Raw genomic sequence first — 24424 nt, 5'->3', positions numbered from 1 at the left:
GTATATTACATGGATAAAATCATAACCGAAACGGCCGCCCAGTTTGATTACGAGGTGGCGCTGCAGGTGGCGCGCCAGGTGCTGAAAAAACCGGACAGCGTGCTCTGTCTTGCGACCGGGAACACCACCGAGGGGATTTTTAACGAGCTGGTGAAGCTTGCGCAGGGCCTGTCCATCGACTTTTCAAGGGTGCGCACCGTCAACCTCGACGAGTATGTCGGGGTCTCGCCCGACGACCCGACCAGCTGCCGCTACAGGATCGAGCAGCAGCTCTTTGAGAAGCTGCATATCCCGAAGGAGAACGTCTATGTGCCCAGCTCCACTGCCGAGAATGCGCAGCAGGTCTGCGAGGAATTCGAGCGGCACCTGCAGGAGCTCGGGGGGATCGACCTGATGGTGCTCAGCACCGGGGAAAACGGGCATATCGCCTTCAACGAGCCGGGGACCCCCTTCGGCTGCCAGGTGCACATCGCGAAGATCACCCGGAGCACGGTGGAGGCCAAGGCCGCCCTCTTCGGGGGGGAGGACAAGGTGCCGCAGGCGGGCGTCTCGATGGGGGTGCGCTCCATCATGATGACCCGGCGCATCCTGCTGGTGGCGAAAGGGGAGCACAAGGCCCCGATCATGAAGAAGATCCTCTGCGGCCCCGTCACCGAGGCCGTCCCGGCCTCGGTGCTCCAGCTGCACAACAACGTGACCTTGATCGCGGACCGCGCCGCCATGGCGCGGGTGGACTGCGATTAGATGAAAAGAAGAAAAGCCTCCGCCATATGGCGGGGGCTTTTTTGATTCCAGCGAAGCGAAAAAAATGAGCGTGTCCATGGGCCGGCCGGCTACGCCTTGTTTTCTTCCCCGAACCGCTGTGCGATGATCCCGGCGATCCGCTCAGCCGCGTGTCCGTCCCCGAAGGGGTTCTGCGCATGGGCCATCCGCCCGTAGGCGGCGGGGTCGTGGAGCAGCCGCATGGCAGATTCATAGACCGACTGCTCGTCGGTCCCGGCGAGCAGGGCGGTGCCCGCCTCGATCGCTTCCATGCGCTCGGTCTCTTTGCGCAGCACCAGTACCGGCCTGCCCAGCGAGGGAGCCTCCTCCTGCAGCCCGCCCGAATCGGTCATCACCATATAGCAGCGCCCGATCAGGTTGTGCATGTCGAATACGTCCACCGGAGCCACCCGGTGGACCCGGGGCGTGTTCCGGAAGGCCGCCTCGGCCTGTCGGGAGACGGCGGGGTTTGGGTGCACCGGGAAGACGAACTCCACGTCCGGGCAGTCGTTTAGAATTCGCTTAACGGCCGCGAAGATGGCGGGAAGCCCCTGCCCGAGGTTTTCCCGCCGGTGGGCGGTCAGCAGGATCACCCGGCGGCTGAAGTCGATCTCCCGCAGTGCGCCTTGGGAGAAGCGGTGGTCCTCCTTCACGGTGTAGCGCAGCACGTCGATCGCCGTGTTGCCGGTGACGAATATTTCCCCCGGCGCATTCTGGCGCAGCAGGTTTTCGCGGTTGCGCCCGGTGGGGGCGAAGTGCAGGCTGCACAGGTTCCCCAGGAGGGTGCGGTTCATCTCCTCCGGGAAGGGGGAATAGAGGTTCCCGGTGCGCAGCCCGGCCTCGACATGTCCCAGCGGGCACCGGGCGTAGAAGGCGGCCAGCCCCGCCGCGAGGGCGGTGGAGGTGTCGCCGTGCACCAGCGCCACGTCCGGGCGCTCCTTTTCCAGGATGGGGGCCATCCCCTGCAGCACCCGGGTGGTGATGTCGGTCAGGGACTGACCGGGCTGCATGATGTCGAGGTTGTAGTCGGGCTGCACGCCGAAATGCTCCAGCACGCTGGAGAGCATCTCGCGGTGCTGCCCGCTGGCGCAGACGATGGGGGAGAGGAGCGGGTGCTCCCGGCAGGCGAAGACGAGGGGGATCATCTTGATGGCGTCCGGCCTGGTGCCGAAAACCAGAAGGGGCCTGATCGGTTTCAAGGTTGAACCATCCTTTCATGAGAACCCGGATGTAAATATAACAACTGCATTATTATAGCACAGCCCGCCCGCTTGGGAAAGGAAACGGCGAAAGGTGCGGTAACTTCCAGAATTTTAAATTGCGGTTTGGATCAAAACGTGATGCATTTGTGACCGGACGCCTGTATAATGGAAAATGAGATTTTGTGCGTTGGGAGGGGAGAGGACTGAAAACCTGGAAGGACCGGCTGCCCTCCCCGCCCCTGCTGGCGGTGCTGGCGGCCGCCGTAATCATGCTGGCCACCCTTTTCCTGCCGCCGGTGGTGGGGATGGCGGACAACGGGGACTTTTTCAGAGTGATCGACGATGCGGGGCTCTACAAGTTCGACCGCTATGAGAAAGACCAGTATTTCAACTATTTTGCCAAGGAGTTCGGCGTCTTCCAGTATTTTAAGGAATACGGCGAGCCCTTCTTCTCCTCCCAAATGCCCTTCGTGCGCGCGGCGATGCACCTGGATCGGCTTTTCACCGGCGATAGCGGCGTGTTCGACGTGCGCTTCCTGGGAGCGCTCTTCTGCCTGTGGGGGCTGCTCGCGATCTACCTGCTGGTGGATTACGCCGCTTACGGGCGCCCGCGAAGCGAGGGATATCTCATCGCTGCGCTGGCCGTCTTCTTCTTTGCCGATACCGGCTACATCGCCTACTTCAACTCCTTCTTTGCCGAGGGGCTGGTCATGGTCTCGTTCCTGACCTGCCTTGCGAGCATCCTGCTGATCGACCAGCACCGTTATAATCCTTATCTGCTGCTGGCGGTCTTTTTTGTCAGCGGGCTGGTGCTGTGCAGCGCCAAGCAGCAAAACGCCCCTTTGGGCTTCCTGCTCGCCGGGCTTTTGGCCTGTATGGCGTTCCGTTATCAAAAATATGAGCGGCTCTGGCGCTCGGTGCGCAGGGAGGGGAACGTGCTGTATATCACGCCTCCCGTCGACGCGCCCGACTTTTGGGAGCAGGAGCGCGCGCAGCTGCAAAAGCTGCGCGCGGCGCTGGGCCGCCGCGGCCCGCGCCGCTGGATCAGGGAGCGCTTTGGCCGGGAGCGCCGGGAACGCCGCCATTTTAAGAAGGCGGCGCTCCTGCTGTCCGCCCTGCTGGCGCTCAGCGGTGCGGCGGTGTATCTGCTGATTCCGCAGGAGTTTGTCAACATCAACAAGTACCACGCCATGACCCGCGGGGTGCTGATGACCTCGCAGAACCCCGAGGAGGCGGTCGGGGAATTCGGGATCGACCCGCAATACGCGCTGCTGGACCGGACCATCTATTTCGACCACTATCCCCCGGTGGATGTGGAGGGGGCGGAGCTAAGGGAAAACTTCTACCCGAAATACGGCTTCGTCTCGATCTCGCTTTACTACCTGCGCCATCCGGGCGAGCTCATGCAGATGATCGACTACGCCGCGCGCAGCGCCTACGCCATCCGGCCCGAGGCGATGGGCAACTATGAGCGCAGCGCGGGGCGCGACCCGGGGGCGCGGGACTACACCTTCGCGCTCCATAGCAGCCTGAAGCAGGCGCTCACCCCGCGCACGGTCGGCTACATGTTTATCTGGATCGCGGTGGTGCTCCTTTGCGGCATGCGGGAGCGCTGGCGCACCTTGGTGCTGGCGTTTGCCATCCTGATGGGGCTCTCGCAGTTCGGCGTATCCATCATCGGCGCGGGGGACGCGGATCTGAGCAAGCATGTGTTCCTCTACAACGTCGCCTATGATTTCACCAACTTTATCGTCATATCCACCGTCCTGGTGCCCAGCCTGAGCGCCCGCCGCGCCAAGAAGCGGCAAGGCGGGCCCGCTCTTACAGGGGAGCGCCGGGGCGATAAACAGAGGGAGGAGGCCACGGTATGATGAGGCGTATCCCGGCCGCGGCGGCGCTGTGCGGCCTGTTGCTGCTCACAAGCTGCGCGCGGCTGCTGCCCGAAAACATACCGTCCGCGCCGCCCGGCGAGGCGCTCTGCCTAAAGTTTGTGCAGGAGAAGCTGACCGGGGAGGACGGCGGGGTGCATACCAATTTCCTGCCGGGGGAGCCCGGCGGTGAGCTCGCCGCCGGGCACGAGGTGCTCCTCGAGTCGCAGGGGCTGCTCATGCGCTACTATGCGCGTACCGGGGACCGGGACCGGTTTTCGCGGGCCTTTGACTTTGTGCGGGAGGAGCTCGATTCCGGCGAGATCCTTTCCTACCGGCTGGACGGGGAGGGGAGGCGCTACCCGGTCAACGCCGCGGTGGATGACCTGAGGGTCCTGCGCGCGCTGCTCGAAGGGGAGGAGCGCTTTCGGGAGAGGTCCTTCGGGGAGCAGGCGCGGCAGTATGCCGCGCGGCTCTACAGCACCAACGTGCAGGACGGCCTGCTGCTGGACCTTTACGACGAAAGCTACAAACAGGCCGGGCGCAGCTGTACGCTCTGCTACGCCGACCTCGGGACCATGCATCTGCTCGGGAGGTCGGACCGGCGCTGGGAGAAAGCGGCCGGGCAAATGGAGCGGGTCGTGGCCGGCGGCTTCCTCGGCGAAGCGTTCCCGTTCTTTCACAGCCGTTACCTGCCGGACGAGGGCGGGTATGAGACCGATACCGTCCACATGGCCGAGGGGCTGCTCACCGTGCTGCACCTCGCCGAGGTAAACGCCTGCCCGCCCGAGACCTTGCGCTGGCTGCGCGACACCCTGGCCGGCGGGCCGATCTACGGGGAATATACCCCTGTGGGCGAGCCGGTGGTGGATTTCGAGTCCACCGCGGTCTATGCCCTCTGCGTGCGGATCGGCTACGAAAGCGGGGATAAGGAGCTCGCGCGTCTCGCGATGGAGCGCCTGTCCGCCCTGCAGGTGGGGGATGAAGCCAGCCCGGTCTACGGCGCCTTCGCCGACCCGCAGAGCCTCGCGGCCTACTCCTTTGACAATCTGAACGCGCTGCTGGCTCTGCGCGCGTGGGCCGAATGGGAGGCGGGGAGCCGATGAATGGGTTGGTAAAGAGGCTGGGGAGCGCCTTCCTTTGCCTGTGTCTCGGTTTTGGGCTGCTCGTGCTGCCGGGTTCGGCCGGGGAGGCGCAGGACGGTCAGCGGCCGGTCTCCCTGCTCGTCTGCGACGAGCAGGACGGGCGGTACCGCCTCGAAGCGCTGCTGCGCGCCTGCGGTCTTCCCGTGGTCTCGGTGAACCGGGCGGAATACTCCCCCGGGCTGCTGCCGGGATACGAGAGGGTGATCACCACCGACAACCGCCCCTACCGCGACGCGCTGGAAGCCGGGGTCCCGGTCTTCTGCGTGGGCCAAAGGAGCGGGCCGGTACAGGGCGCATCCCTGGCGACGCTTGAGCGCGGCGCGCTCACCCTGCGCCTGGATGGGCATTCCCAACAGCTTTTTGCGCGGGACCCCGTGGAGCTGCTCGCGCAGGCGCCGGGAGAGGCGGTGGGATCGCTCACCCTCACCTCGGGCGAGCAGTTCCCCTTTGCGGCGGTGATGGGCGAGGTGGGTTACGCGCCCTTTTACCGGGGGGATGATTTGAGCGCGCTCGCGCTTGCGGCGGCGGTGCGCCGCTGGATGGGCGGGCAGGGCGAGGGGCAAATGTACGTGCTGATCGACGAAATCTATCCCTTCACCGACCTTGCGATGCTCTGCCTGAGCGCCGAGCGGCTGCATGAAAACGGCATCCCCTTCATTCTGCGGATCATGCCGGTCTACGACAACCTCGACTATCCGGCCTTTTTGCGGTATGCGCAGGTGCTGCGCTATGCCCAGTCGCTGGGCGGCACGGTGGTGCTGCACGACCCGATCGTGCTCTATACCGACAAGGACGAGCCGATCGACACCCGCAAGGAGCGGGTGCGCGCCGCGCTGGAGGGGCGTTTCTCCCTCCAGCGCCAGCCCGTCATCCGCCAGACCGGCGGGGAGCCGATCGAAACTAAGCTCGCGCGCACCAAAAAGGCGCTCGAAGACCTGGGGATCCTGCGCATGGACATGGCACTTCCTCCGTTGGAGCTGACCTGCGGGCAGCTGGGCGCGATCGAGAGCGATACCCGGAATTTCGGCACCTTTGCGGTGGATACCATGGTGACCTTCGCCCCCTTTGAAAGCGAGGAGGAGCTCGACGAGGCGATCGGGATACTGAACGGCCGCTGGCTCTCCCTTTCGCGCTACGGGGGAGAGCGCTTCGAGGAGGAGCTGCGCTACGATGAAATTCCGGTCGACGAGCAGTTCGAGTACCGTAAAAAGGAGGAGCTCAGCTTTACCGCCTTCTTTGCGGGGGCCAACAAGCTGCTGATCCTGATCGTGCTGATCAGCGCCGGGGTGTTCGTGCTGATGCTCACCTTCGGGCGCAGGATTTACCGAAATAAGTTTTATAAAGAATAGTTTTATAATTTCCCATATTCAATATAAATTGGAGGAAACCTTTTTGACGCCTTTAGACCTGCTGCTGCTCGCCGCGCTGATCTGTATCTGGCTGCTGCTGCTCATCAACGTGATCCTGATTGTGGGCGGCTACCGCTATTATGTACAGAGCGAGCGCTATACACCAAAGCCTCCGGAGGAATACCCGATGGTCTCGGTCATGGTGCCCGCGCACAACGAGGGGGTCGTGATCGTGCGCACCGTGCTGTCGCTGCTGGATTTCGATTACCCGCCCGAGCGCTACGAGATTATCGTCATCAACGATAACTCCTCGGACAACAGCGCCGAGCTGCTGGAAGACATCCAGCGCACCCACCCGGGGCGGAACCTCACGGTGATCAACACCGGCCAACAAAACGGCGGCAAGGGCAAAAGCAACGCTTTAAACATTGGCTTTACCCAATGCTCGGGGGAATACGTCGTCATCTACGACGCGGACAATACCCCCGAGCCGGCGGCGCTGCGGCTGCTGGTCAGCGAGATCTGCGCGGACGACTCCCTGGGCGCGGTGATCGGGAAATTCCGCACCCGCAACAAGGAGCAGAACCTGCTGACGCGCTTTATCAATATCGAGACCCTCGCCTTCCAGTGGATGGCCCAGGCGGGGCGCTGGAAGCTGATGGGGCTTTGCACCATCCCGGGGACCAATTTCATCATCCGGCGCAAAATTTTGGAGGAGATGGGCGGCTGGGACATCCACGCCATCGCCGAGGACACCGAGATCAGCTTTCGCATCTACCGCATGGGCTACAAGATCAAGTTCCTGCCCCAGGCGGTGACCTGGGAGCAGGAGCCGCAGACGCTGAAGGTGTGGTTCCGGCAGCGCACCCGCTGGGTCAAGGGGAATATCTACGTGCTGATCAAGAACCTGCCGCTGCTCTTCGACCCGAAGGCGAAAAAGGTGCGCTTCGACATCCTGTATTTCCTCTCCATCTACTTTTTGCTGCTGACCTCGCTGGTCGTCTCGGACGGGGTGCTGCTGCTGAATATGCTCGGGATGGTGCACACCACCCTGGCGGGTTTCAGCAACATGCTCTGGCTGCTGGCGATCGTGCTCTTCATCCTGGGCACCTATGTCACGATCACCACCGAGAAGGGCGAGATGAGCTTTTCCAATCTGCTGGTCATCGCCGTGATGTATTTCACCTATTCCAAGCTCTGGATGGCGGTCGCCGTCTACGGGCTGCTGCAGTACGTCAAGGATAAGATTCTCAGGCGGGAGACAAAATGGTATAAGACAGAACGGTTCGCGTGAAGGAAGGAAAGACGATGGTAAAAAAGAGACGACTGATTGCGCTGCTCGGCGCGCTGCTGTGCGCGGGATCCCTCCTCGCCCCGGCGGCCCATGCCGCCGAGGCGGAGGACGGCGCGCCCGGCGGCGGGACATCCCTGGCCGCACAAGGGGCCGGCGGCCAAAACGCGGCCGACGAGGAGGCCGCCGCCCGGCTGGCGGCAGCCCAACGGGACGGGGCGGGAGCAGCGCAGAGTGCCGCGGGGCAGCGGAGCCCCGCCGGACCCACAGCGGACGGGAAGGCGGGGCCCTCCGGTACCACCGGGCTCTACCTGCACGAGGAGAGCTTCTCGAGCGAACACCATCTCGTGGGGCTGTTCGCCCAATGCAACGAGTACTTCTACGCCGGGGACTGGGACTTTAGGGGCGCGCGCTTCACCCTGCGCTATTCGGCCACCGGGCTGGTGGAGCAAAGCGTGTCGAGCATTACCGTCTCCCTCAACGGCCGGCCCGTCTCCTCGGCGCGGATCGAAAGGAGCCTGGGGGGCGAGGCGCAGCAGCTGCAAATCGACCTGCCGCTGGACAACATCAAAGCGGGGCAGAACGTGATCACCATCGACACCTATGTGCGCACCCAGGACTCCATGCCCTGCGTGGACGACGTGTCCAAGGCCAACTGGCTCAACGTCTACAAGGACTCCTTCGTGTCGATTTCCTACCTGCCCAAAATCCCCTGCAACACGGTCGCCGACCTGTATGAGCAGTTCACCAGTATAGACGCGCTGGAAAACCGCCAGAGCGCCGTTCTGCTGGGGCAGGGCGCGGATGAGCTGGAATGGACGCTCGCCGCGTTGGCGCTCACGGGGATTTCGGCCAATGCGCCGCTGTCCTATGAGAACATCGGCCTGCGCACGATCGGGGAGAGCGGGTTCTTTGCCGATAAATATGAAATCCTTGTCTCCCGCTTTGAAAACCTGCCGGGATCGCTTGCCGACCGCCTCTCGCAGGAGCAGCGGTCGGCGGCGCAGCAGGGGGCGCTGCTGGCGCTCCTCAAGGGGGAAAACGGTTCCAACCTGTTGCTTTTGACCGGCTCAGACGACGAGGCGCTGCTGCGCGCCGGGAAGCTTTTGGGCAACCAGGGCCTCATGCTCCAGACGCGCGCCGGCTGGCGCAAGGTGAGCGCCACCGAGGACGTGCTGAAGCCTCCCGCGGCGGTGGACGAATACCAAAAGCTGGACACGGCGGGGCGCTACCTCAAGGGGCCGTTCCGGCAGAGCACCTCCTACTCGGTCGCCTTCCCGGCCAACCGGACCCTGGCCGGGTCGAGCGAGCTGCTGATCAAAATGCGCTATGCCGAGAACCTCGACTTTGACCGCTCGCTGGTGAGCGCCTATATCAACGGGACCCCCATCGGCAGCAAAAAGCTACAGAAGGATCAGGCGCAGGGGGACGAGGCGGTGTTCGCGCTGCCGGCGGACCTCGAGATCAGCGGGAACTTCACGCTGGAAATTTCGTTCGATCTGGAAATCAAGGATTTGTGGTGCACCCTGCGCCAGAGCGAGACCCCATGGGCGTGGGTGAGCGAGGAGAGCATGTTAAAGCTGGCCTCGGTGGAAAACGACCGGATCCTCTTCGAGAGCTATCCCAGCCCCTTCATCAAGGACGGGAGCATGAACCGGGTGGTGGCGGTCATCCCCGACGAGCCCGGAGAGGCGGACGTCAGCGCGGCGCGGGATATCCTGCTCACCCTGGGGCGGTACCAAAAGGACAACCGCGGGGAGCTGAGCGTGCAGAAGATGAGCCGCATCGGGGATCTCTCGGACTCCAACGTGATCGCCATCGGCAGCCTGCAGAAAAACCGGATCGTGCAGCAGCTGGGCAGCAAGCTCTTCTTCCAGTTCAGCCCCGAGGGCACCACCCTGCGCTCCAACGAGAAGCTGGTGATCGAGCCCAATTACGGCGCTACGCTCGGCACGGTGCAGCTGCTCGACTCCCCCTATAGCCAGGAGAAGCGGGCGCTGATGGTCGTCACCGGCGTCAGCGACGAGGCGATGCTGCGGGGAGTGGAGTATATCGGCAGCGTCGAAGGGCTGTGGAGCATTTACGGAGACGGGTACGTGGCCGACGGGGTCGAGGTTTTCCCCTTCCGCTTCAAGGAGGACAACGCGGTGCGCCGCCCGATCGTGGAACAGGCGCTGCAGCGCGGAGATCTGCTGAACTTTGCCCTGGTGGCGGCGCTGGTGCTCATCCTGACCGGGATATCAGCCATCTTCCTGATACGAAAACACAGGGGAGGGAAGCCGGATGAAAAATAGAAGCTCGCTGGTGGCGGACCTTTCCTTTTTGTTCATGCTGCTTTTGATGTTCGTTTGCATCCTCTTCCTGGCCGGGGACCAGGACAACATCTGGACCAACTGCGCGGTGCTCGCCGTGGCCACCGGGGTGGTGATCGTCACCTATTTCACATCGCTGGTGACGGGGCTTATCTGCAACCTGGTGCTGATCTTCGGCTATGTGACCTTTATCATCGTGACCGCCCTCTATGGCGGGGGCGGGGTTCCGGGGTACGTCTACTTCTGGATTCTCTGGACCCCGGCGATGACGGTGGCCGTCCACCTGTTCACCCACTATACCGCGCGCCTGGACCAGGAGAACGAAAAGCTGCGCCGGCAGCTGACCAAGCTCTCGGGGGTGGATACCCTCACCGAGCTCAAGAACATGCGGGGCTTCGAGCGGGACGCCACCGTTTATATGAAGATCTCCCGGCGCTACAGCATGCAGCTCATGCTGATTGTGTGGGAGTTTCGTTACCAGCGCGAGCTGCGCCAGATCATCGGGGCGCAGAACCTCGAGCGGGTGGTGCAGCAGGTGTCGGGGGCCATCTCCTCCTCGCTGCGCGCCGAGGACGCGGTCTATCTCCTCAGCGACGACCCCTATGCCTGGGGGACCCTGCTCTTCACCAACGCCGAGTCGGTGCATGTCGTGATCGAGCGCGTGGAGAGCCGCATCCGCCAAATCGAGCTGCGGGACATGAGCGGAAAGCACGACATCTACCTCGACATGCGGGTGGGGAGTGCGAGCCTGGACGAGAAGACCGATTCCCCGCTGCTCTTTCTGGAGCAGGCGCGCAGGCAGAGCGAATACGACGTATCCTGACGATGGAAAGGACGGACTGCGATGAAGCGAATCTGGCCCCTGTTGATAGCGGTGCTACTGGCCGGCTGCGGCGGGCAGCAGGGAGTGCCCGCCTCCCCGGAGCCCCTCTCCTCCGAAGGCGGCGGCAGCGTGCCCGAGGCGTACCTCGCCGTCGAGCGGCCCGAACGGCGGGGCGAGGGCACGCCCGCCTATTGGCCGCCCAACTACCAAGGGGAGGAACCCAAGTAGGCGTTCCCGCTTTACGTTTTGGAGGAGAACTGCTATAATAGCCACAGATAAAAATTCCCCGGCAGACACAGAATAGAAAGGATTGTTTGACATGCCCAACTATTACCAGCCCGAGATAGAGTGTGCTTCACACGAGCAGATCAGGGCCTGGCAGGATGAGAGATTGGTTACAACGGTGCGGCACGTCTACCAGAACGTGCCCTACTACCGCAACCTGATGGACAAGCGGGGAGTTACCCCCGACGATATCCATTCGGTGGACGATCTTTGTAAGCTCCCCTTCCTCACCAAGGACGACCTGCGGGACGCCTACCCCTACGGGCTGCTGGCCACCCCGCTGCAGGACTGCGTGCGGATCCAGTCCACCAGCGGCACCACCGGCCGGCGGGTGGTCGCCTTCTACACCCAGCACGACATCGACCTGTGGGACGACTGCTGCGCGCGCGCCATCATGGCCGCGGGCGGGACCAAGGACGACGTGGTGCACGTCTGCTACGGCTACGGCCTCTTCACCGGCGGCCCCGGCCTCAACGGCGGCTCGCATAAGGTGGGCTCGCTCACCCTGCCGATGTCCTCGGGCAACACCGAGCGGCAGATCCAGTTCATGTGCGACCTGGGGAGCACCATCCTGTGCTGCACCCCCTCCTACGCGGCCTACCTGGGGGAGAGCATCCATGAGCGCGGGCTGCAGGATAAGATCAAACTCAAGGCGGGGATCTTCGGCGCCGAGGCGTGGAGCGAGGAGATGCGCCAGGACATCCAGCAAAAATTGGGGATCAAGGCCTACGACATCTACGGCCTGACCGAGATTTCCGGACCCGGCGTCTCGTTCGAGTGCAGCGAGCAGCGGGGCATGCATGTCAACGAGGACCACTTCATCGCCGAGATCATCGATCCGAACACCGGCGAGGTGCTCCCGGACGGGGAGAAGGGCGAGCTGGTGTTCACGAGTATAACCAAGGAGGCCTTCCCGCTGATCCGCTACCGCACGCGGGACATCTGCGTGCTCTCGCGCGAGAAGTGCTCCTGCGGGCGCACCCATGTGCGTATGTCGAAGCCCATGGGCCGCAGCGACGACATGCTGATCGTCAAGGGCGTCAACGTCTTCCCGTCCCAGATTGAGACGGTGCTGCTGAACAAGGGGTATCCCGCCAACTATCAGATCGTGGTCAGCCGCGAGCATAACTCCGACAAGCTCGAGGTGCTCGTCGAGATGACTCCCGAGATGTTCTCGGATGAGCTCTCGAAGGTCTCCGCGCGCGAGGACGAGCTGGTGGGCGCGCTCAAGGCGATGCTTGGCATCTATGCGCAGGTCAAGCTGGTGGCGCCCAAGAGCATTGCGCGCAGCGAGGGCAAGGCCGTAAGGATCATCGACAAGCGCAAGCTGTACTAAGAAAGGAGCGACGACTTATGACGGCAAAACAGATTTCCGTGTTTTTGGAGAACAAGCCCGGTCAGCTCACCGAGTTTGCCCGGCTGCTGGACCACAATGGGATCAACATGCACGCCCTGTCGGTGGCGGATGCGAAGGATTTCGGGATTTTGCGCATCATTGTGGACGACTCCTATAAGACCGCCTGCGTGCTCAAGGATGCGGGTTACGTCTTTTCGATCACCAAGGTGTTGGCCATCGAGATTCCCGACAAGCCCGGGAGCCTGGTGCGGGTGCTGGACATTCTGAGTGAGAACGGGGTCAACCTGGAGTACACCTACGCCTTCACCAGCAAGAAGGAGGACAGCGCCTACATGATCTTCAAGGTCGCGGACAACGAGAAGGCAATCGAGGTCCTGGACAAGGAAGGGATCAAGCCGGTCTGCCAGAGCGAGATGTCCGAGCTGTTCACCAGATAAAAGGCCATGTCAAAGAACGCCGGGAAAAGGGAGCTTTTCCCGGCGTTCTTTTGCGCCCGAAAGCGCCTCGTTTTTGCGCAATTTCTGTGTTATACTAAAGGGCGGAGGGAGCGTATGTGCACAAGATACCAGTTTAGCGCCGAGGGCTGCCGGGCCCTGCAGCGGATATTGGAGCTGGCGCGGCCCTTGCCCGGGCAGAGCGAAATAAAAACGGGGGACATCCGCCCCGGCGACCTGGCCCCGGTTCTGGTGGGGGAGGGCGCAAAGATCGCGGCGCGCCTCATGCGCTGGGGCTATCCGAACCCGCGCGGGAAGGGGCTGATTGTCAACGCGCGCGCCGAGAGCGCCGGCGAGCGGCCGATGTTCCGCCAAAGCCTCGCGGTGCGCCGGTGCGCGCTGGCGGCCTCCTCCTTTTACGAATGGGACGCTGAGAAGAGAAAATACCGCTTCTCCCTGCCGGGCGCGCCGCTTTACATGGCCGGGCTCTATGAGCCGGGGGAGGGGGAGGAGCGCTTCGTCGTCCTCACCACCGGGGCGAACGCCTCGCTTTTGGGCGTCCACGAGCGCATGCCGCTGCTGTTAACGCGGGGGTCGCTGCGCCCCTGGCTGCTCGATGGGAGCGCCGTCAAGGGAATCCTGGCAAGCGCTCCGCCGCTTTTGCGCCAAGAGTCGGACGCGCCCGAGCAGCAGACGCTGTATTGCGCCGAATGAGCGGGTTTGCTATAATAAAAAGCAGTATGGTTATTCTTTGAATTTTTATGGCCGACCTATGGTCGCGACCATTTTTTATTGCTTCGCCCGGGGCCCGGGAAATTTTAGCCCGGGACTTTTCCCGGCGCTTTTGGCCCACACTAAGGAAGAATATTGATTGGGGGAGATTTTTGCTTGGAACGTTCGCTTCGGCAGAACAAGTATTACAAGCTGATATCCAATACCCTGCTCTTCGGGATCGGGACCTTCGGCTCCAAGCTGCTGGTCTTCCTGCTCATGCCGCTCTATACCAGCGTCCTCAGCGAAGGGGAGTACGGCACGGTGGACCTGATGGTGCAGATGAGCAACCTCTGCCTGCCGCTGGTCTCGGTGGGGGTGCTCAACGCGATCATCCGCTTCGGGCTGGACAAAGAGGTGGACAAGCGGGACGTCTTCACCACGGGGCTGACGGTGATCGCCTGCGGCTTTCTCGCCTTTTTGCTGCTCGAGCCGCTGCTGCGGCAGATCCGCTACATTTCAGACTACACCTTTTTGATCTACCTCTATGTGCTCTGCTCGCTGCTGCGCTCGCTCTGCTCGCAGTTTGTGCGCGCCCAGCAGCGGGTCAAGCTCTATACCTTCGACGGGGTGCTCTCCACCGCGATGGTGCTCGGCTTCAACCTGTTCCTGCTGCTGGGACTGAAGCTCGGGATCGTTGGATACATGCTGGCGACCATCCTCTCCGACCTGTGCTCCGCCCTCTTTTTGTTTGTGGTGGCCGGGCTCTGGCGCTTTTTGCGCTACCGGCCCGGGATGGGCGCCGTCTCCAAGGCCATGCTGCGCTACGCGGTGCCGCTGATCCCCACCACCGTTTTCTGGTGGATCACCAACGTCTCCGACCGCTTCATCGTCTCCTACATGCTGGGGGTCAGGCTGGACGGGCTCTATGCCGTTTCCTACAAGGTGCCCACCGTGGTGGTGCTGGTCTCCAACATCTTTATCGACGCCTGGCAGATGTCCGCCGTGGTGGACGGGCAGGACCGGGACCGCTCGCGCTTCTTTTCCAACGTATTCGGCGCGTTCCAGTCGCTGGTCTTTTTGTGCTCGTCCGGGCTGATCCTATGCTCCAAGCTGATCATCCGGCTGCTGGTGTCGGACATGGCCTTCTATCCCGCCTGGGAGTATGTACCGATCCTGGTGGTCGCCACCGCCTTTTCCTGCATGGTCACCTTCCTGGGCAGCGTCTATATGGTGCAGAAGAACAGCGTGATGGCGCTGGCCACCACTGCGGTGGGCGCCGGGATCAACATCGTTTTAAACCTTGCGCTCATCCCGGAGATGGGGGTCAACGGCGCGGCGCTGGCCACCTTTGTGAGCTATTTCGTAGTCTTTTTGCTGCGCGCGGTCAGCGCGAGCAGGGCGGTGCAGATGCACTGGAATATTCCGAAGATTGCCCTCAACCTATTGATCGTGGGGGCGCAGAGCGCGATTATGATCTATGAGCTGCCCTATTGGGTGCTCTGGGAGCTGGGGCTGACCGGGCTGATGGCGGTTATCAACCTCGGGCCGGTCTGGCACAGCCTGCGCGGCGTGCTCGCGAAGAGGCGGGGGAAATAAGCGGAGAAGGAGGGCGATCGACATGAAGTGCCCCTTTTGTGATCGGGAAATGGAGAAGGGATATATCACCAGCGACGGGAACGCCATCGCCTGGAGAAAAGAGCGGCATGAATCGGCGCTCGTTGGGAAGGGCGGCGGGGTCCAGCTGTCCTGGAGTATTTTGGGCGGCGCTGCCGCCGTGAAAAACGCCTATCACTGCAAGGGCTGCGAAAAGATCGTAATCGACTATTCGGACATCCAATAACGTTGATCCAGCGGGAGCGGAAGAATTTTCTTTCGCTCCCAGTTTTGTTTTTATGAGGAAAAGGGTGGCAGGCCCCTTGGCGGCGGACGGGTTATCTGCCCCACTCTGGAAGCTGTGGGCCCTGCTTTCTGGAAGGATAATTGACAGGAAAAAGCCGATTGTCAAGCCCTTCGCGCCGTGTTATCCTCAGAGAGGAAACAACCATCCCGCGCGTTCGCGGGAAAAACCCGGGACAGCAATATCGGTGGGCAGTCATAACTGCCTGTCCTTGCGCTTATACTAGGTAACGGAAAACGACGCTTGGCAAAGGAGTGGCCTATGAAACAGAAGATCAGAAGATTGTCGGCCCTGGCGGCGGCCCTGTTGCTGACGCTTTCGCTGGCAGCCTGTACGGGAAAGAAAAACGAGGAGCCCGACGAGGGGAGCCAGGACGTTGCCGGCTGGGTCAATCCCATCCGTGACCCGCGCCCGGGAAGCGACTACCAGCCGCAGGTTCCGAGCGTCGGGGAAGCCCTTGAGCAGGCGCACGCCCAGAATTCGGACGTGGTGGCCTGGCTGCAGGTGCCGGGCACCGAGCTGAGCGAGGCGGTGGTCCAGACGACCGACAACAAATTCTATTACCGCCGGGACGTGACCAAGAACTATTCCTTCAGCGGCAGCCTCTGGATGGACTATGAGAGCACCGTCGGGGACGGCAGCACGTCTGCCCTCTCCCAGAACGTGATCATCTACGGCCACAACCTCGGCAATCCCCAGGGGGTCAAGGACGACCCGAACGGGGTGAAGTTTGCCCAGCTCTTTAAGTTCGACGATTTGGAATTTGCGAAAAACCACCCCTATATCTACCTGACCACCGGGGAGGAGACGCACATCTATGAAATCTTCACCGTCTTCTATTCGGAGGATGTTCTCAGCCCCGTGCCCTATCACTACGCCAGCTTCACCCCGCAGAAGTACGAGAAGCTGATCGCCGACGTGCGGGAGCGCTCGCAATTTGACTACAACGTCAACGTCGGGCCGCAGGACAAGATCATCTCGCTGTCCACCTGCAGCTATAAATACGGGACCTACTCGCAGAACCCGCACCAGCGCTTTGTGGTGATGGGCAAGCTGGTGACAGAGGGCGAGGACTTCTACGAAACGGCGGACGTCCACCAGAACCCCGACCCGAAGGAGCCCGATTTCAGCAAATAAGCAAAAGCCCCGGAAAATCCGGGGCTTTTTTGTCTTTGCGAAAGACGGTGGAAATTGCGGATGGATTCGTGTACAATGTACCTTGTACAACAAGGAAAGTATAAAGGAGTGGATAACGTTGGGCGATTACGGCGTTTTTGATATCATCGGCCCGGTGATGGTGGGGCCGTCGAGCTCGCATACGGCGGGCGCGGCGCGCCTGGGCGAGATGGCGCGCTCCCTCTGCGGCGGGAAGATCAGCGAGGTGACCTTCGAGCTGCACGGCTCGTTCGCGCAGACCTACCAGGGCCACGGCACCGACAAGGCGCTGCTGGCGGGGATCATCGGCCTTCGCCCCGCGGACGAGCGGCTGCCGCGCTCCTTTGAGCTGGCGGATCAGCTGGGGCTGCGGTACCGTTTCGTCCCCACCGATCTCGGCAGCGTGCACCCGAACACGGTGCGCTTTTTGATCGTCACCGAGGCCGGCGAGCACTACTCGATCACCGGCTCGTCGGTGGGCGGGGGAAATGTGGTGATTACCGATATCAACGGCATTCCCGTCAGCTTTACCGGCGAGAGCCCGATCATCGTCACCCGCCATAAGGACACGCCGGGGGTGATCTCGAACATCACGGCGCTGCTCTACAACGAGCGGGTGAACATCGGCAACATGCGGGTCAACCGGCACAAGACGAGCGGTACGGCGGACATGTACCTGGAGCTCGACAAGGAGATTGATCCGTCGGTGCTCGAAAAGATCCGCGCCCTGCCGGATATGGAAAACGTGCTGGAGCTGCGCTGCCAGCCGGATGAATTTTAAATCGAAGGAGAATGGATATGATCGAGGCTTCGGCCAAAGGCGTTCTTGCCGCCTGCGATGAAAGGGATATCTCAATCGGGGAATGTACCCTGCGCGAGGAGTGTGAGCGCAGCGGAAAATCCCGGGAACGACTACTCGCCAGGATGGAGGAGATGCTCTTTGCCATGCGCGCCTCGGTGCGCCCGGGGCTCGGCGAACCGCTGCGCTCGACCAGCGGCCTCACCGGCGGGGACGCCTTTCGTTACCACCGGTATTGCCAGGACGGCGAGCCGCTGTGCGGCCCGGTGATCGCCAGCGCGGCGGCGATGGCGCTCTCGGTTTCGGAGTATAACGCCGCGATGGGCCGGATCGTCGCCTGCCCGACGGCGGGCTCCTGCGGGATCGTGCCGGCGGCGCTGCTCTCGGTGGGGGAGCAGCGGGGAAAGAGCGACGGGGAGCTGGTCATGGCCCTTTTCACCGCTTCCGGGGTGGGCGAGCTGATCGCCCAGAACGCGACCATCGCAGGGGCGCAGGGCGGCTGCCAGGCCGAGTGCGGCTCGGCCTCGGCGATGGCGGCGGCGGCCCTGGTCGAGCTGATGGGCGGCAGCCCGCGGCAGGCCTTCCATGCGGCGGCGATGTCGATCAAAACGGTGCTCGGCCTGGTCTGCGACCCGGTGGGGGGCTTGGTGGAAATCCCCTGCATCAAGCGCAACGCCTCCGGAGTTGCCAATGCCATCCTCTGCGCCGACTTGGCGCTGGGCGGGGTGGAGAGCTATATCCCTTTTGATGACACAGTGTCCGCGATGGACAAGGTCGGGCGGGCGATGCCCGCCGCGCTGCGGGAGACGGCGCTCGGGGGCCTGGCGGCCACCGAGGCCGGGCAGAGGCTGGCGCAAAAAATTAAAAAGTAGTTTTGGGGCGGTGGACTGGTTCGCCGGCGGCTGCGCAGGCAGCAGCCAATTCCTCAGAGGAGAAGATGGCGGCCCCGCCGCCATGGGGAAACCCCTTGATAGGGTTTCCCCACGCAAAAACCTCCCACAGGGAGCTTTTTGCTCCCCTTCCTGATCCGGAGGAGGATTTGTGGACGCGTGTGACAGCGACCCGGAAAGGTCGCGGGCTCTGCCCGCACCCGCCAGAAGGACATGGCACCATCGGCGCCTTAGGCCCTTTGGAAACCGAATACTTGAAAAAAATCAAATCAAAAGAAGGCCAAGCGTGCGCCTGGCCTTCCCGCTTCACAACCCGGTTCGTCCTGTAAGTTTTATCCCCTGACCTGAACTTGGTCAGGGGCCTCCCTGGGGTGGCGGGGCGTAGGAATCCCGCCACCCCAGCCCCTTGCGGGGCGCATAAAGAAAGCGCATGGAGGGGAAAACCCCATCCATGCGCTCTGGTCGCAAGGAAACCGGTAAAAAACGACATTCTTTGCAAATGGGAAAGAATGTGTTATAATGGCATCAGTCGTGGTGCCGGGATACCGGTTGTATGGGGTGGTGCCTCACCTCATGCAGGGCGTAATGTGCTGGTAACACATTGCGCCTGCCATGGCTATTCTTTTTAAGGGGAAACCCCTGTAAGATGATTGTAGCACGCCTGTCAGGAAAAAGCAAGAAAAAAGGCGAAATTTGGGAGATAATCCTTTTCAGAGAGGTTTCTGCGCGGAACCTCCTTCGCGGGAAAAGGCCCCCGAAGGGGGTGCAATCGTTGTTGTCATCAGCTGCCTGCGCGGGCAAAAAGCCCCGCTCCGGAAAACCGGAGCGGGGCTTCGCATTTTGCGGCGGGCGAAAACGTGTATAGTCCGCGCGTGGTCGCGCGAGGGGTGGTCAAGGAGGGGCGTCCCCTCCTTTGTTTGCTTTCTTTTCCCCTTTCTTTTCAAACAAAAGAAAGGGGTCGGGGTGCGGGGCGGATAGCCCCGTAAACGCCACTCCCGGCGCGCAGCCGGGCAAGCCTGCGGCCCCCGGCCGCCCAGAAACTTCCGCCTGCGGGTGCGCGAGCACCTGCCATTGCCCCGCGAGTAGATGGCGGCCCTGCCGCCATGGGGAAACCCCTTGATAGGGTTTCCCCACGCAAAAACCTCCCATTGGGAGCTTTTTGCTCCTCTTCCTGATCTTATTTAGGCTTCTGTCAAGGCGAATTCCAGTAACCCGGCAAAGGCCGCGGGCTCTGCCCGCACCCGCCCAAGGGGCGACGCCCCTTGAGAATCCCTATTTCTCCATCATATCCTTGAGCTTGTCGAAGAAGCCCTTGCGCTTTTCATAGTTGCGGTCATTCATCGTCTTGTCGAACTCCTTGAGCGCATCCTTTTGCTTGGTGGTCAGGTTCTTGGGCACCTCGATGTTTGCGCGCACGTACTGGTCGCCCCGTCCGCGTCCGCCGACGTACTGGACCCCCTTGTTGCGCAGCCGGAAGACCGTGCCGGACTGGGTGCCGGAGGGTACCGTATAGGTGACCTTCCCGTCGACGGTGGGCACGATGATCTCGTCGCCCAGCGCCGCCTGCGCGAAGGTGAGGGGCACGTCGCACCAGATGTCGAAGCCCTTGCGCTCGAACAGCGGGTCGGGGCGCACCGACACGGTGATATTCACATCCCCCGCGGGCCCGCCGTTGAGGCCGCTGTCGCCCTGGGAGCGCAGCACGAAGGTCTGCCCGTCGTCGATCCCCGCCGGGACGCTGACCTCCAGCTTCTTGGACTTGCGCACCCGGCCCATCCCCTTACAGTCGGGGCAGGGCTGGGTGATGATCTTCCCCTTGCCCGAGCACTTGGAGCAGGGCTTGACGGTCTGGATCATCCCGAGCGGGGTGCGCTGGGAAACGCGCACCTGCCCGCTGCCGCCGCATTCGGGGCAGGTTTCGGGCGCGCTGCCCGCCTTGGCGCCGCTCCCGTGGCAGGAGGCGCACTCCTCGAGCCGGGGCACGGTGATGTCCTTTTTGCAGCCCTTGACCGCCTCCATGAAGGAGAGCGCAATGCTGATATTGACGTTGTTCCCCCGGATCGGCGCGTTCGGATCGCGGGTACGGGTGGAGCCGCCGAAGCCGAAGCCCCCGCCGAAGAAGCTGTCGAAGATGTCCCCGATGTCGCCGAAGTCGAAGCCGCCCGCGCCATAGGCCGGGCCGGCCCCGCCGCCATAGCTCGGGTCCACCCCCGCGTGGCCGAACTGGTCGTACCGCGCGCGCTTCTCCTTGTCCGAGAGAATTTCATACGCCTCGTTGACCTCTTTGAACTTTGCCTCGGCTTCCTTGTCGCCGGGATTGAGGTCCGGATGGTATTGCTTGGCGTATTTGCGGTAGGCCTTTTTGAGCTCGTCGTCCGAGCAGCCCTTGGATACGCCCAGAACCTCATAGTAATCGCGTTTCTCAGGCAAAATCATCACCCTCTCGTTGCCGTCGCCATTCTATTCTATATGAAACATTCTCAATGGTTATCCGCCAAAAAGGGGTAAGGTAACCGGCCCTACCCCTTTTGTGCCAACCTATTATAGATGAATTACTTGTTGTCGTCAACCTCTTTGAAGTCGGCGTCCACATAGCCGTCGTCGCCGGTGGAGCCGCCGGGGGCGGCGCCGCCCATGTCCGGGCCGGGTGCCGCGCCGTCCTGCGGGGCGGACTGCTGGTAAATCTTTTCGCTGACCGCGTAGAAGGCCTTTTGCAGCTCATCCTGTTTTTGCTTGATCGCCTCGAGGTCGCTGCCCTTGAGCGCTTCCTTGAGCGCGTCGATCTTCGCGTTGATGTCGCTCTTCTCACTGTCGGACATCTTGTCGCCCAGGTCGGTCACCGTCTTCTCGCACTGGTAGACCATCTGCTCGGCGCCGTTGCGCGTGTCGATCTCCTCGCGGTGCTTCTTGTCCTCCTCGGCATACTGCTCGGCCTCGCGCACCGCCTTGTCAATGTCGTCCTTGGACATGTTGGTGGAGGAGGTGATGGTGATGTGCTGCTCCTTACCGGTGCCCAGGTCCTTGGCCGAGACGTGGACAATGCCGTTGGCGTCGATGTCGAAGGTCACCTCGATCTGCGGGGTGCCGCGGCGCGCCGGGGCGATTCCGTCGAGGTGGAACATCCCGAGGGTCTTGTTGTCCCTGGCCATCTCGCGCTCGCCCTGCAGCACATGGACCTCGACCGAGGTCTGGTTGTCCGCGGCGGTGGTGAAGACCTGGCTCTTCTTGGTCGGGATGGTGGTATTGCGCTCGATGATCTTGGTGAACACGCCGCCCAGGGTCTCAAGGCCGAGGGAGAGCGGGGTCACGTCGAGCAGCAGCAGGCCCTTGACGTCGCCGCCGAGCACGCCGCCCTGGATGGCCGCGCCGATGGCCACGCACTCGTCGGGGTTGATCCCCTTGAACGGGTCCTTGCCGGTGATCCCCTTGACCGCTTCCTGCACGGCCGGGATACGGGAGGAGCCGCCCACCAGGAGGATCTTGTCGAGGTCGCTCGGCGAAATCCCGGCGTCCGAGATGGCCTGCTTGACCGGGCCCATGGTGGCCTGCACCAGGTCGGCGGTCAGCTCGTTGAACTTCGCCCGGGTGAGGGTGATGTCCAGATGCTTCGGGCCGGAGGCGTCGGCGGTGATGAAGGGGAGGTTGATGTTGGCGCTGGTCATGCCGGAAAGCTCGATCTTGGCCTTCTCGGCGGCCTCCTTGAGGCGCTGCATGGCCATCTTGTCGGCCCGCAGGTCGATCCCGTTGGACTTTTTGAATTCGTCCGCGAGGTAGCCGATGACCCGCTCGTCGAAGTCGTCGCCGCCCAGGCGGTTGTTGCCCGCGGTGGCCAGGACCTCCTGCACACCGTCGCCCATCTCAATGATCGACACGTCGAAGGTGCCGCCGCCCAGGTCGTAGACCATGATCTTCTGGTCCTGCTCCTTATCTACGCCGTAGGCCAGCGCGGCGGCGGTCGGCTCGTTGATGATCCGCTTGACGTCGAGCCCCGCGATCCGGCCGGCGTCCTTGGTCGCCTGGCGCTGCGCGTCGGTGAAGTAGGCCGGCACGGTGATGACCGCCTCGGTGATCTTTTCTCCGAGGTAGGCCTCCGCGTCGGATTTGAGCTTCTGCAAAATCATCGCGGAAATTTCCTGCGGGGTGTACTTCTTGCTGTCGATCGAGACCGAGTAGTCCGACCCCATGTGGCGCTTGATGCTCATCACGGTGCGGTCGGGGTTGGTGATCGCCTGGCGCTTGGCCACGGTGCCGACCATCCGCTCGCCGTCCTTGGAGAAGGCGACGACGGACGGGGTGGTCCTGGCCCCCTCGGGGTTCGCGATGACGACCGGCTCGCCGCCCTCCATGACGGCGACGCAGGAGTTGGTGGTGCCAAGGTCAATGCCTATAATTTTTCCCATAATAGTTTCCTCCTAAAAGCATGTATCGTTTTATCTCAAATATGGAATCTTAACTAGTTCGCCACGGCGACCATCGCGCAGCGGATGACCCGCTCGCCGATCCGGTAGCCCTTTTGCAGCACCTGGCTGACGACGTTTTCGCCGAGCGAATCGTCCTCCACATGCATGACCGCGTGATGGAGGTTGGCGTCGAACGCCTCTCCGACCTCCCCGATGGGAACGACCGACAGCCCCTCGAGCGCCTGGCGCAGCCCGTCCAGGATCATCTCCATCCCCTTCTTGAACTCGGGGTCGGCGCATTCGCAGTCGAGCGCCCGCTCGAAATTGTCCACCACCGGCAGGAAGCGCTCGACCGTCGAGGCCACCGCCTGCGGATAGACCGATTCCTTCTCCCGCACCGAGCGCTTGCGGTAGTTGTCGTACTCGGCGAGGATGCGCAGGTGCTTGTCGTTCAGCTCGTCGTATTGCTTTTGCAGCAGCTCGAGCCCGTTTTGTTCTTCCTGTGCCGGCTGGGCCTCGGTGACAGGCGCCTCCTGCCCGGCGCCGTCCGGTTTCTGCTTTTCCTCCGCCTGCGCCTGCGGCGCGGCGTCGTGCTTTTTCTTCTCAGACAAGTCGGATCCGTCCCCTTTCGGTATCTGTAAATTGTCGTGTTCCCTTATTGCTGGGGCGATGAAGCCTCGCTGCGGTAGGTGTCCGATAGGAGTTTGCCCAGGGTATTTGCGAAATACTCCAGATGCGGGATCAGCCTCGGATAGGGCAGGCGCACCGGCCCGATGATCCCGATCGCCCCCGCCGAATCGCTGCCGATCCGGTAGCGCGCCACGATCAGCGCGGTGTCGCACAGCTCCTGCTCGCGGTTCTCCTTGCCGATGGCCACCTTGACCCCCGGGGCGAGCGACCCCTGCGGATAGAGCAGTTCGGTCACCCGCTCGCGGCTTTCCAGCAGCGTGAAGAGCTCGCGCGCGGCGGCCTCGAGCTCGTGGTAGGAAAGGAGGTTGGTCTCCCCGCGCCGGTAGAACTGCCCGTCGTAGATCTCCTTGCACAGCTCGTAGATGGCCGCCAGGAGGGGGGTCAGCAGGCGGGAATATTCGCCCAGCGAAACCGCCACCGAGTTGAGGTAGAGCAGGGAAATCTCATAGAGGCTTTTCCCACGCAGCATCCCGTTGGCAAAGTTGGTGAAGAAGTCGCAGATGTCCTGCGTCACCCGGAAGCCCACCCGCACGACCTTGTTCTTGATCACGCCGTTGTTGGCCATGACCAGGATGACCACGGTGGTCTCGTCCACCTTGATCAGCCCCACCCGCTTGACGTAAACGCTTCTGGCCGTCATGGTGGCCGACACGGTCGCGCAGCCGGTATACTGGGCCAGCCGCTCGGTCGCATCCTCGATCAGCCGGTCGGGATCGGGGTCGCCCACGTTAAAAAGGGCGTCCAGCTCGTCGCGCTCGTGCTGGGTGAGGGGGTCACACCGCATGAGGGAGTCGATGTAGACCCGGTAGCCGAGATGGGAGGGAATCCTCCCCGCCGAGGTGTGCGGCTGTTCGAGCAGCCCCATGTCAAAGAGCGCCGCCATCTCGTTGCGCACCGTGGCGCTCGAAACGTTGATCCCCTCCAGATCACAGATGCTCTTGCTCCCGACGGGCTCCCCCGTCTGGATATACTGGCTCACGATAGCAGCCAGAATCCGCCCTTTTCTCGCGTCGAGTCCCACTGCTATCACCTCGCTTGCTGTATTAGCACT

At 62.5% G+C, this 24424-nt stretch carries 21 protein-coding genes; 16 read left to right on the top strand and 5 right to left on the bottom strand.

Annotated elements, in window-relative coordinates; all coding sequences use genetic code 11:
- Positions 1-9: 9 nt before the first annotated feature.
- Positions 10-744 carry a glucosamine-6-phosphate deaminase gene (locus B5477_RS00975; RefSeq protein WP_079697980.1) on the top strand — a complete coding sequence of 245 codons (735 nt, stop codon included), beginning with the start codon at positions 10-12 and terminating at the stop codon, positions 742-744.
- A gap of 89 nt (positions 745-833) precedes the next feature.
- Here B5477_RS00975 and wecB read toward each other — a convergent pair whose 3' ends face one another.
- Positions 834-1961 carry a non-hydrolyzing UDP-N-acetylglucosamine 2-epimerase gene (gene wecB / locus B5477_RS00970; protein WP_079697979.1) on the bottom strand — a complete coding sequence of 376 codons (1128 nt, stop codon included), beginning with the start codon at positions 1959-1961 and terminating at the stop codon, positions 834-836.
- Between the two features lie 185 nt (positions 1962-2146).
- On the opposite strand from wecB, the gene wsfD reads away from it, so the two are divergent.
- The 15 genes from wsfD to sdaAA all read left to right on the top strand — a co-directional run bounded on the left by wsfD (position 2147) and on the right by sdaAA (position 18265).
- Positions 2147-3835: a glycan biosynthesis hexose transferase WsfD gene (gene wsfD / locus B5477_RS00965; RefSeq protein WP_079697978.1), complete on the top strand. Its 1689-nt coding sequence runs from the start codon at positions 2147-2149 to the stop codon at positions 3833-3835.
- Positions 3832-4938: a hypothetical protein gene (locus B5477_RS00960; protein WP_079697977.1), complete on the top strand. Its 1107-nt coding sequence runs from the start codon at positions 3832-3834 to the stop codon at positions 4936-4938. The genes wsfD and B5477_RS00960 overlap by 4 nt, the downstream gene beginning before the upstream one ends.
- Entirely contained in the window at positions 4935-6326 is a 1392-nt protein-coding gene (locus B5477_RS00955) for a hypothetical protein (protein WP_079697976.1), read from the top strand. The genes B5477_RS00960 and B5477_RS00955 overlap by 4 nt, the downstream gene beginning before the upstream one ends.
- A 43-nt stretch (positions 6327-6369) precedes the next feature.
- On the top strand, positions 6370-7620 hold the full coding sequence (locus B5477_RS00950; RefSeq protein WP_079697975.1) for a glycosyltransferase family 2 protein: 1251 nt from the start codon (positions 6370-6372) through the stop codon (positions 7618-7620).
- 14 nt (positions 7621-7634) lie between these two features.
- The gene (locus tag B5477_RS00945; RefSeq protein ID WP_079697974.1) at positions 7635-9911 is read left to right on the top strand and encodes a cellulose biosynthesis cyclic di-GMP-binding regulatory protein BcsB; all 2277 of its coding nucleotides are present in this window, start codon (positions 7635-7637) and stop codon (positions 9909-9911) included.
- Positions 9901-10752, top strand: a complete 852-nt coding sequence (locus tag B5477_RS00940) for a GGDEF domain-containing protein (protein ID WP_079697973.1) — start codon at positions 9901-9903, stop codon at positions 10750-10752. The genes B5477_RS00945 and B5477_RS00940 overlap by 11 nt, the downstream gene beginning before the upstream one ends.
- A gap of 21 nt (positions 10753-10773) precedes the next feature.
- The gene (locus B5477_RS00935; protein ID WP_079697972.1) at positions 10774-10980 is read left to right on the top strand and encodes a hypothetical protein; all 207 of its coding nucleotides are present in this window, start codon (positions 10774-10776) and stop codon (positions 10978-10980) included.
- Between the two features lie 91 nt (positions 10981-11071).
- Positions 11072-12373 (top strand): phenylacetate--CoA ligase family protein, encoded by a 1302-nt coding sequence (locus tag B5477_RS00930; protein WP_079697971.1) that lies wholly within the window; start codon positions 11072-11074, stop codon positions 12371-12373.
- Positions 12374-12390: 17 nt separating this feature from the next.
- Positions 12391-12831 carry an ACT domain-containing protein gene (locus B5477_RS00925; RefSeq protein WP_079697970.1) on the top strand — a complete coding sequence of 147 codons (441 nt, stop codon included), beginning with the start codon at positions 12391-12393 and terminating at the stop codon, positions 12829-12831.
- Positions 12832-12945: 114 nt separating this feature from the next.
- A complete protein-coding gene (locus B5477_RS00920; protein ID WP_159448886.1) occupies positions 12946-13542 on the top strand; it encodes an SOS response-associated peptidase in 597 nt (198 codons plus the stop codon).
- Between the two features lie 174 nt (positions 13543-13716).
- The gene (locus B5477_RS00915; RefSeq protein WP_143533518.1) at positions 13717-15138 is read left to right on the top strand and encodes a lipopolysaccharide biosynthesis protein; all 1422 of its coding nucleotides are present in this window, start codon (positions 13717-13719) and stop codon (positions 15136-15138) included.
- 22 nt (positions 15139-15160) lie between these two features.
- Positions 15161-15382, top strand: coding sequence for a PF20097 family protein (locus B5477_RS00910; RefSeq protein WP_079697967.1), 222 nt, complete (start codon positions 15161-15163; stop codon positions 15380-15382).
- A 318-nt stretch (positions 15383-15700) separates the two neighbouring features.
- Positions 15701-16576, top strand: coding sequence for a class B sortase (locus B5477_RS00905; RefSeq protein WP_079697966.1), 876 nt, complete (start codon positions 15701-15703; stop codon positions 16574-16576).
- A 118-nt stretch (positions 16577-16694) separates the two neighbouring features.
- Positions 16695-17375 (top strand): L-serine ammonia-lyase, iron-sulfur-dependent subunit beta, encoded by a 681-nt coding sequence (gene sdaAB, locus B5477_RS00900; protein WP_079697965.1) that lies wholly within the window; start codon positions 16695-16697, stop codon positions 17373-17375.
- Between the two features lie 17 nt (positions 17376-17392).
- Entirely contained in the window at positions 17393-18265 is an 873-nt protein-coding gene (sdaAA, locus tag B5477_RS00895; RefSeq protein ID WP_079697964.1) for an L-serine ammonia-lyase, iron-sulfur-dependent, subunit alpha, read from the top strand.
- Positions 18266-19555: 1290 nt separating this feature from the next.
- Here the strand turns inward: sdaAA and dnaJ are convergent.
- From dnaJ to hrcA, 4 genes are all read right to left on the bottom strand, one after another.
- Positions 19556-20713, bottom strand: a complete 1158-nt coding sequence (dnaJ, locus tag B5477_RS00890; RefSeq protein ID WP_079698038.1) for a molecular chaperone DnaJ — start codon at positions 20711-20713, stop codon at positions 19556-19558.
- Between the two features lie 122 nt (positions 20714-20835).
- The gene (gene dnaK, locus B5477_RS00885) at positions 20836-22683 is read right to left on the bottom strand and encodes a molecular chaperone DnaK (RefSeq protein ID WP_079697963.1); all 1848 of its coding nucleotides are present in this window, start codon (positions 22681-22683) and stop codon (positions 20836-20838) included.
- Between the two features lie 53 nt (positions 22684-22736).
- On the bottom strand, positions 22737-23294 hold the full coding sequence (grpE, locus tag B5477_RS00880) for a nucleotide exchange factor GrpE (protein WP_079697962.1): 558 nt from the start codon (positions 23292-23294) through the stop codon (positions 22737-22739).
- Positions 23295-23338: 44 nt separating this feature from the next.
- Entirely contained in the window at positions 23339-24394 is a 1056-nt protein-coding gene (gene hrcA, locus B5477_RS00875; protein WP_159448885.1) for a heat-inducible transcriptional repressor HrcA, read from the bottom strand.
- Positions 24395-24424 lie beyond the last annotated feature (30 nt).

The sequence above is a fragment of the Provencibacterium massiliense genome, from assembly GCF_900169495.1.
In the GTDB taxonomy this organism is placed as follows: domain Bacteria; phylum Bacillota; class Clostridia; order Oscillospirales; family Ruminococcaceae; genus Harryflintia; species Harryflintia acetispora.
Note: the sequence above shows the minus strand (reverse complement) of the source record. Positions and strands in the feature narration are given on the sequence as shown.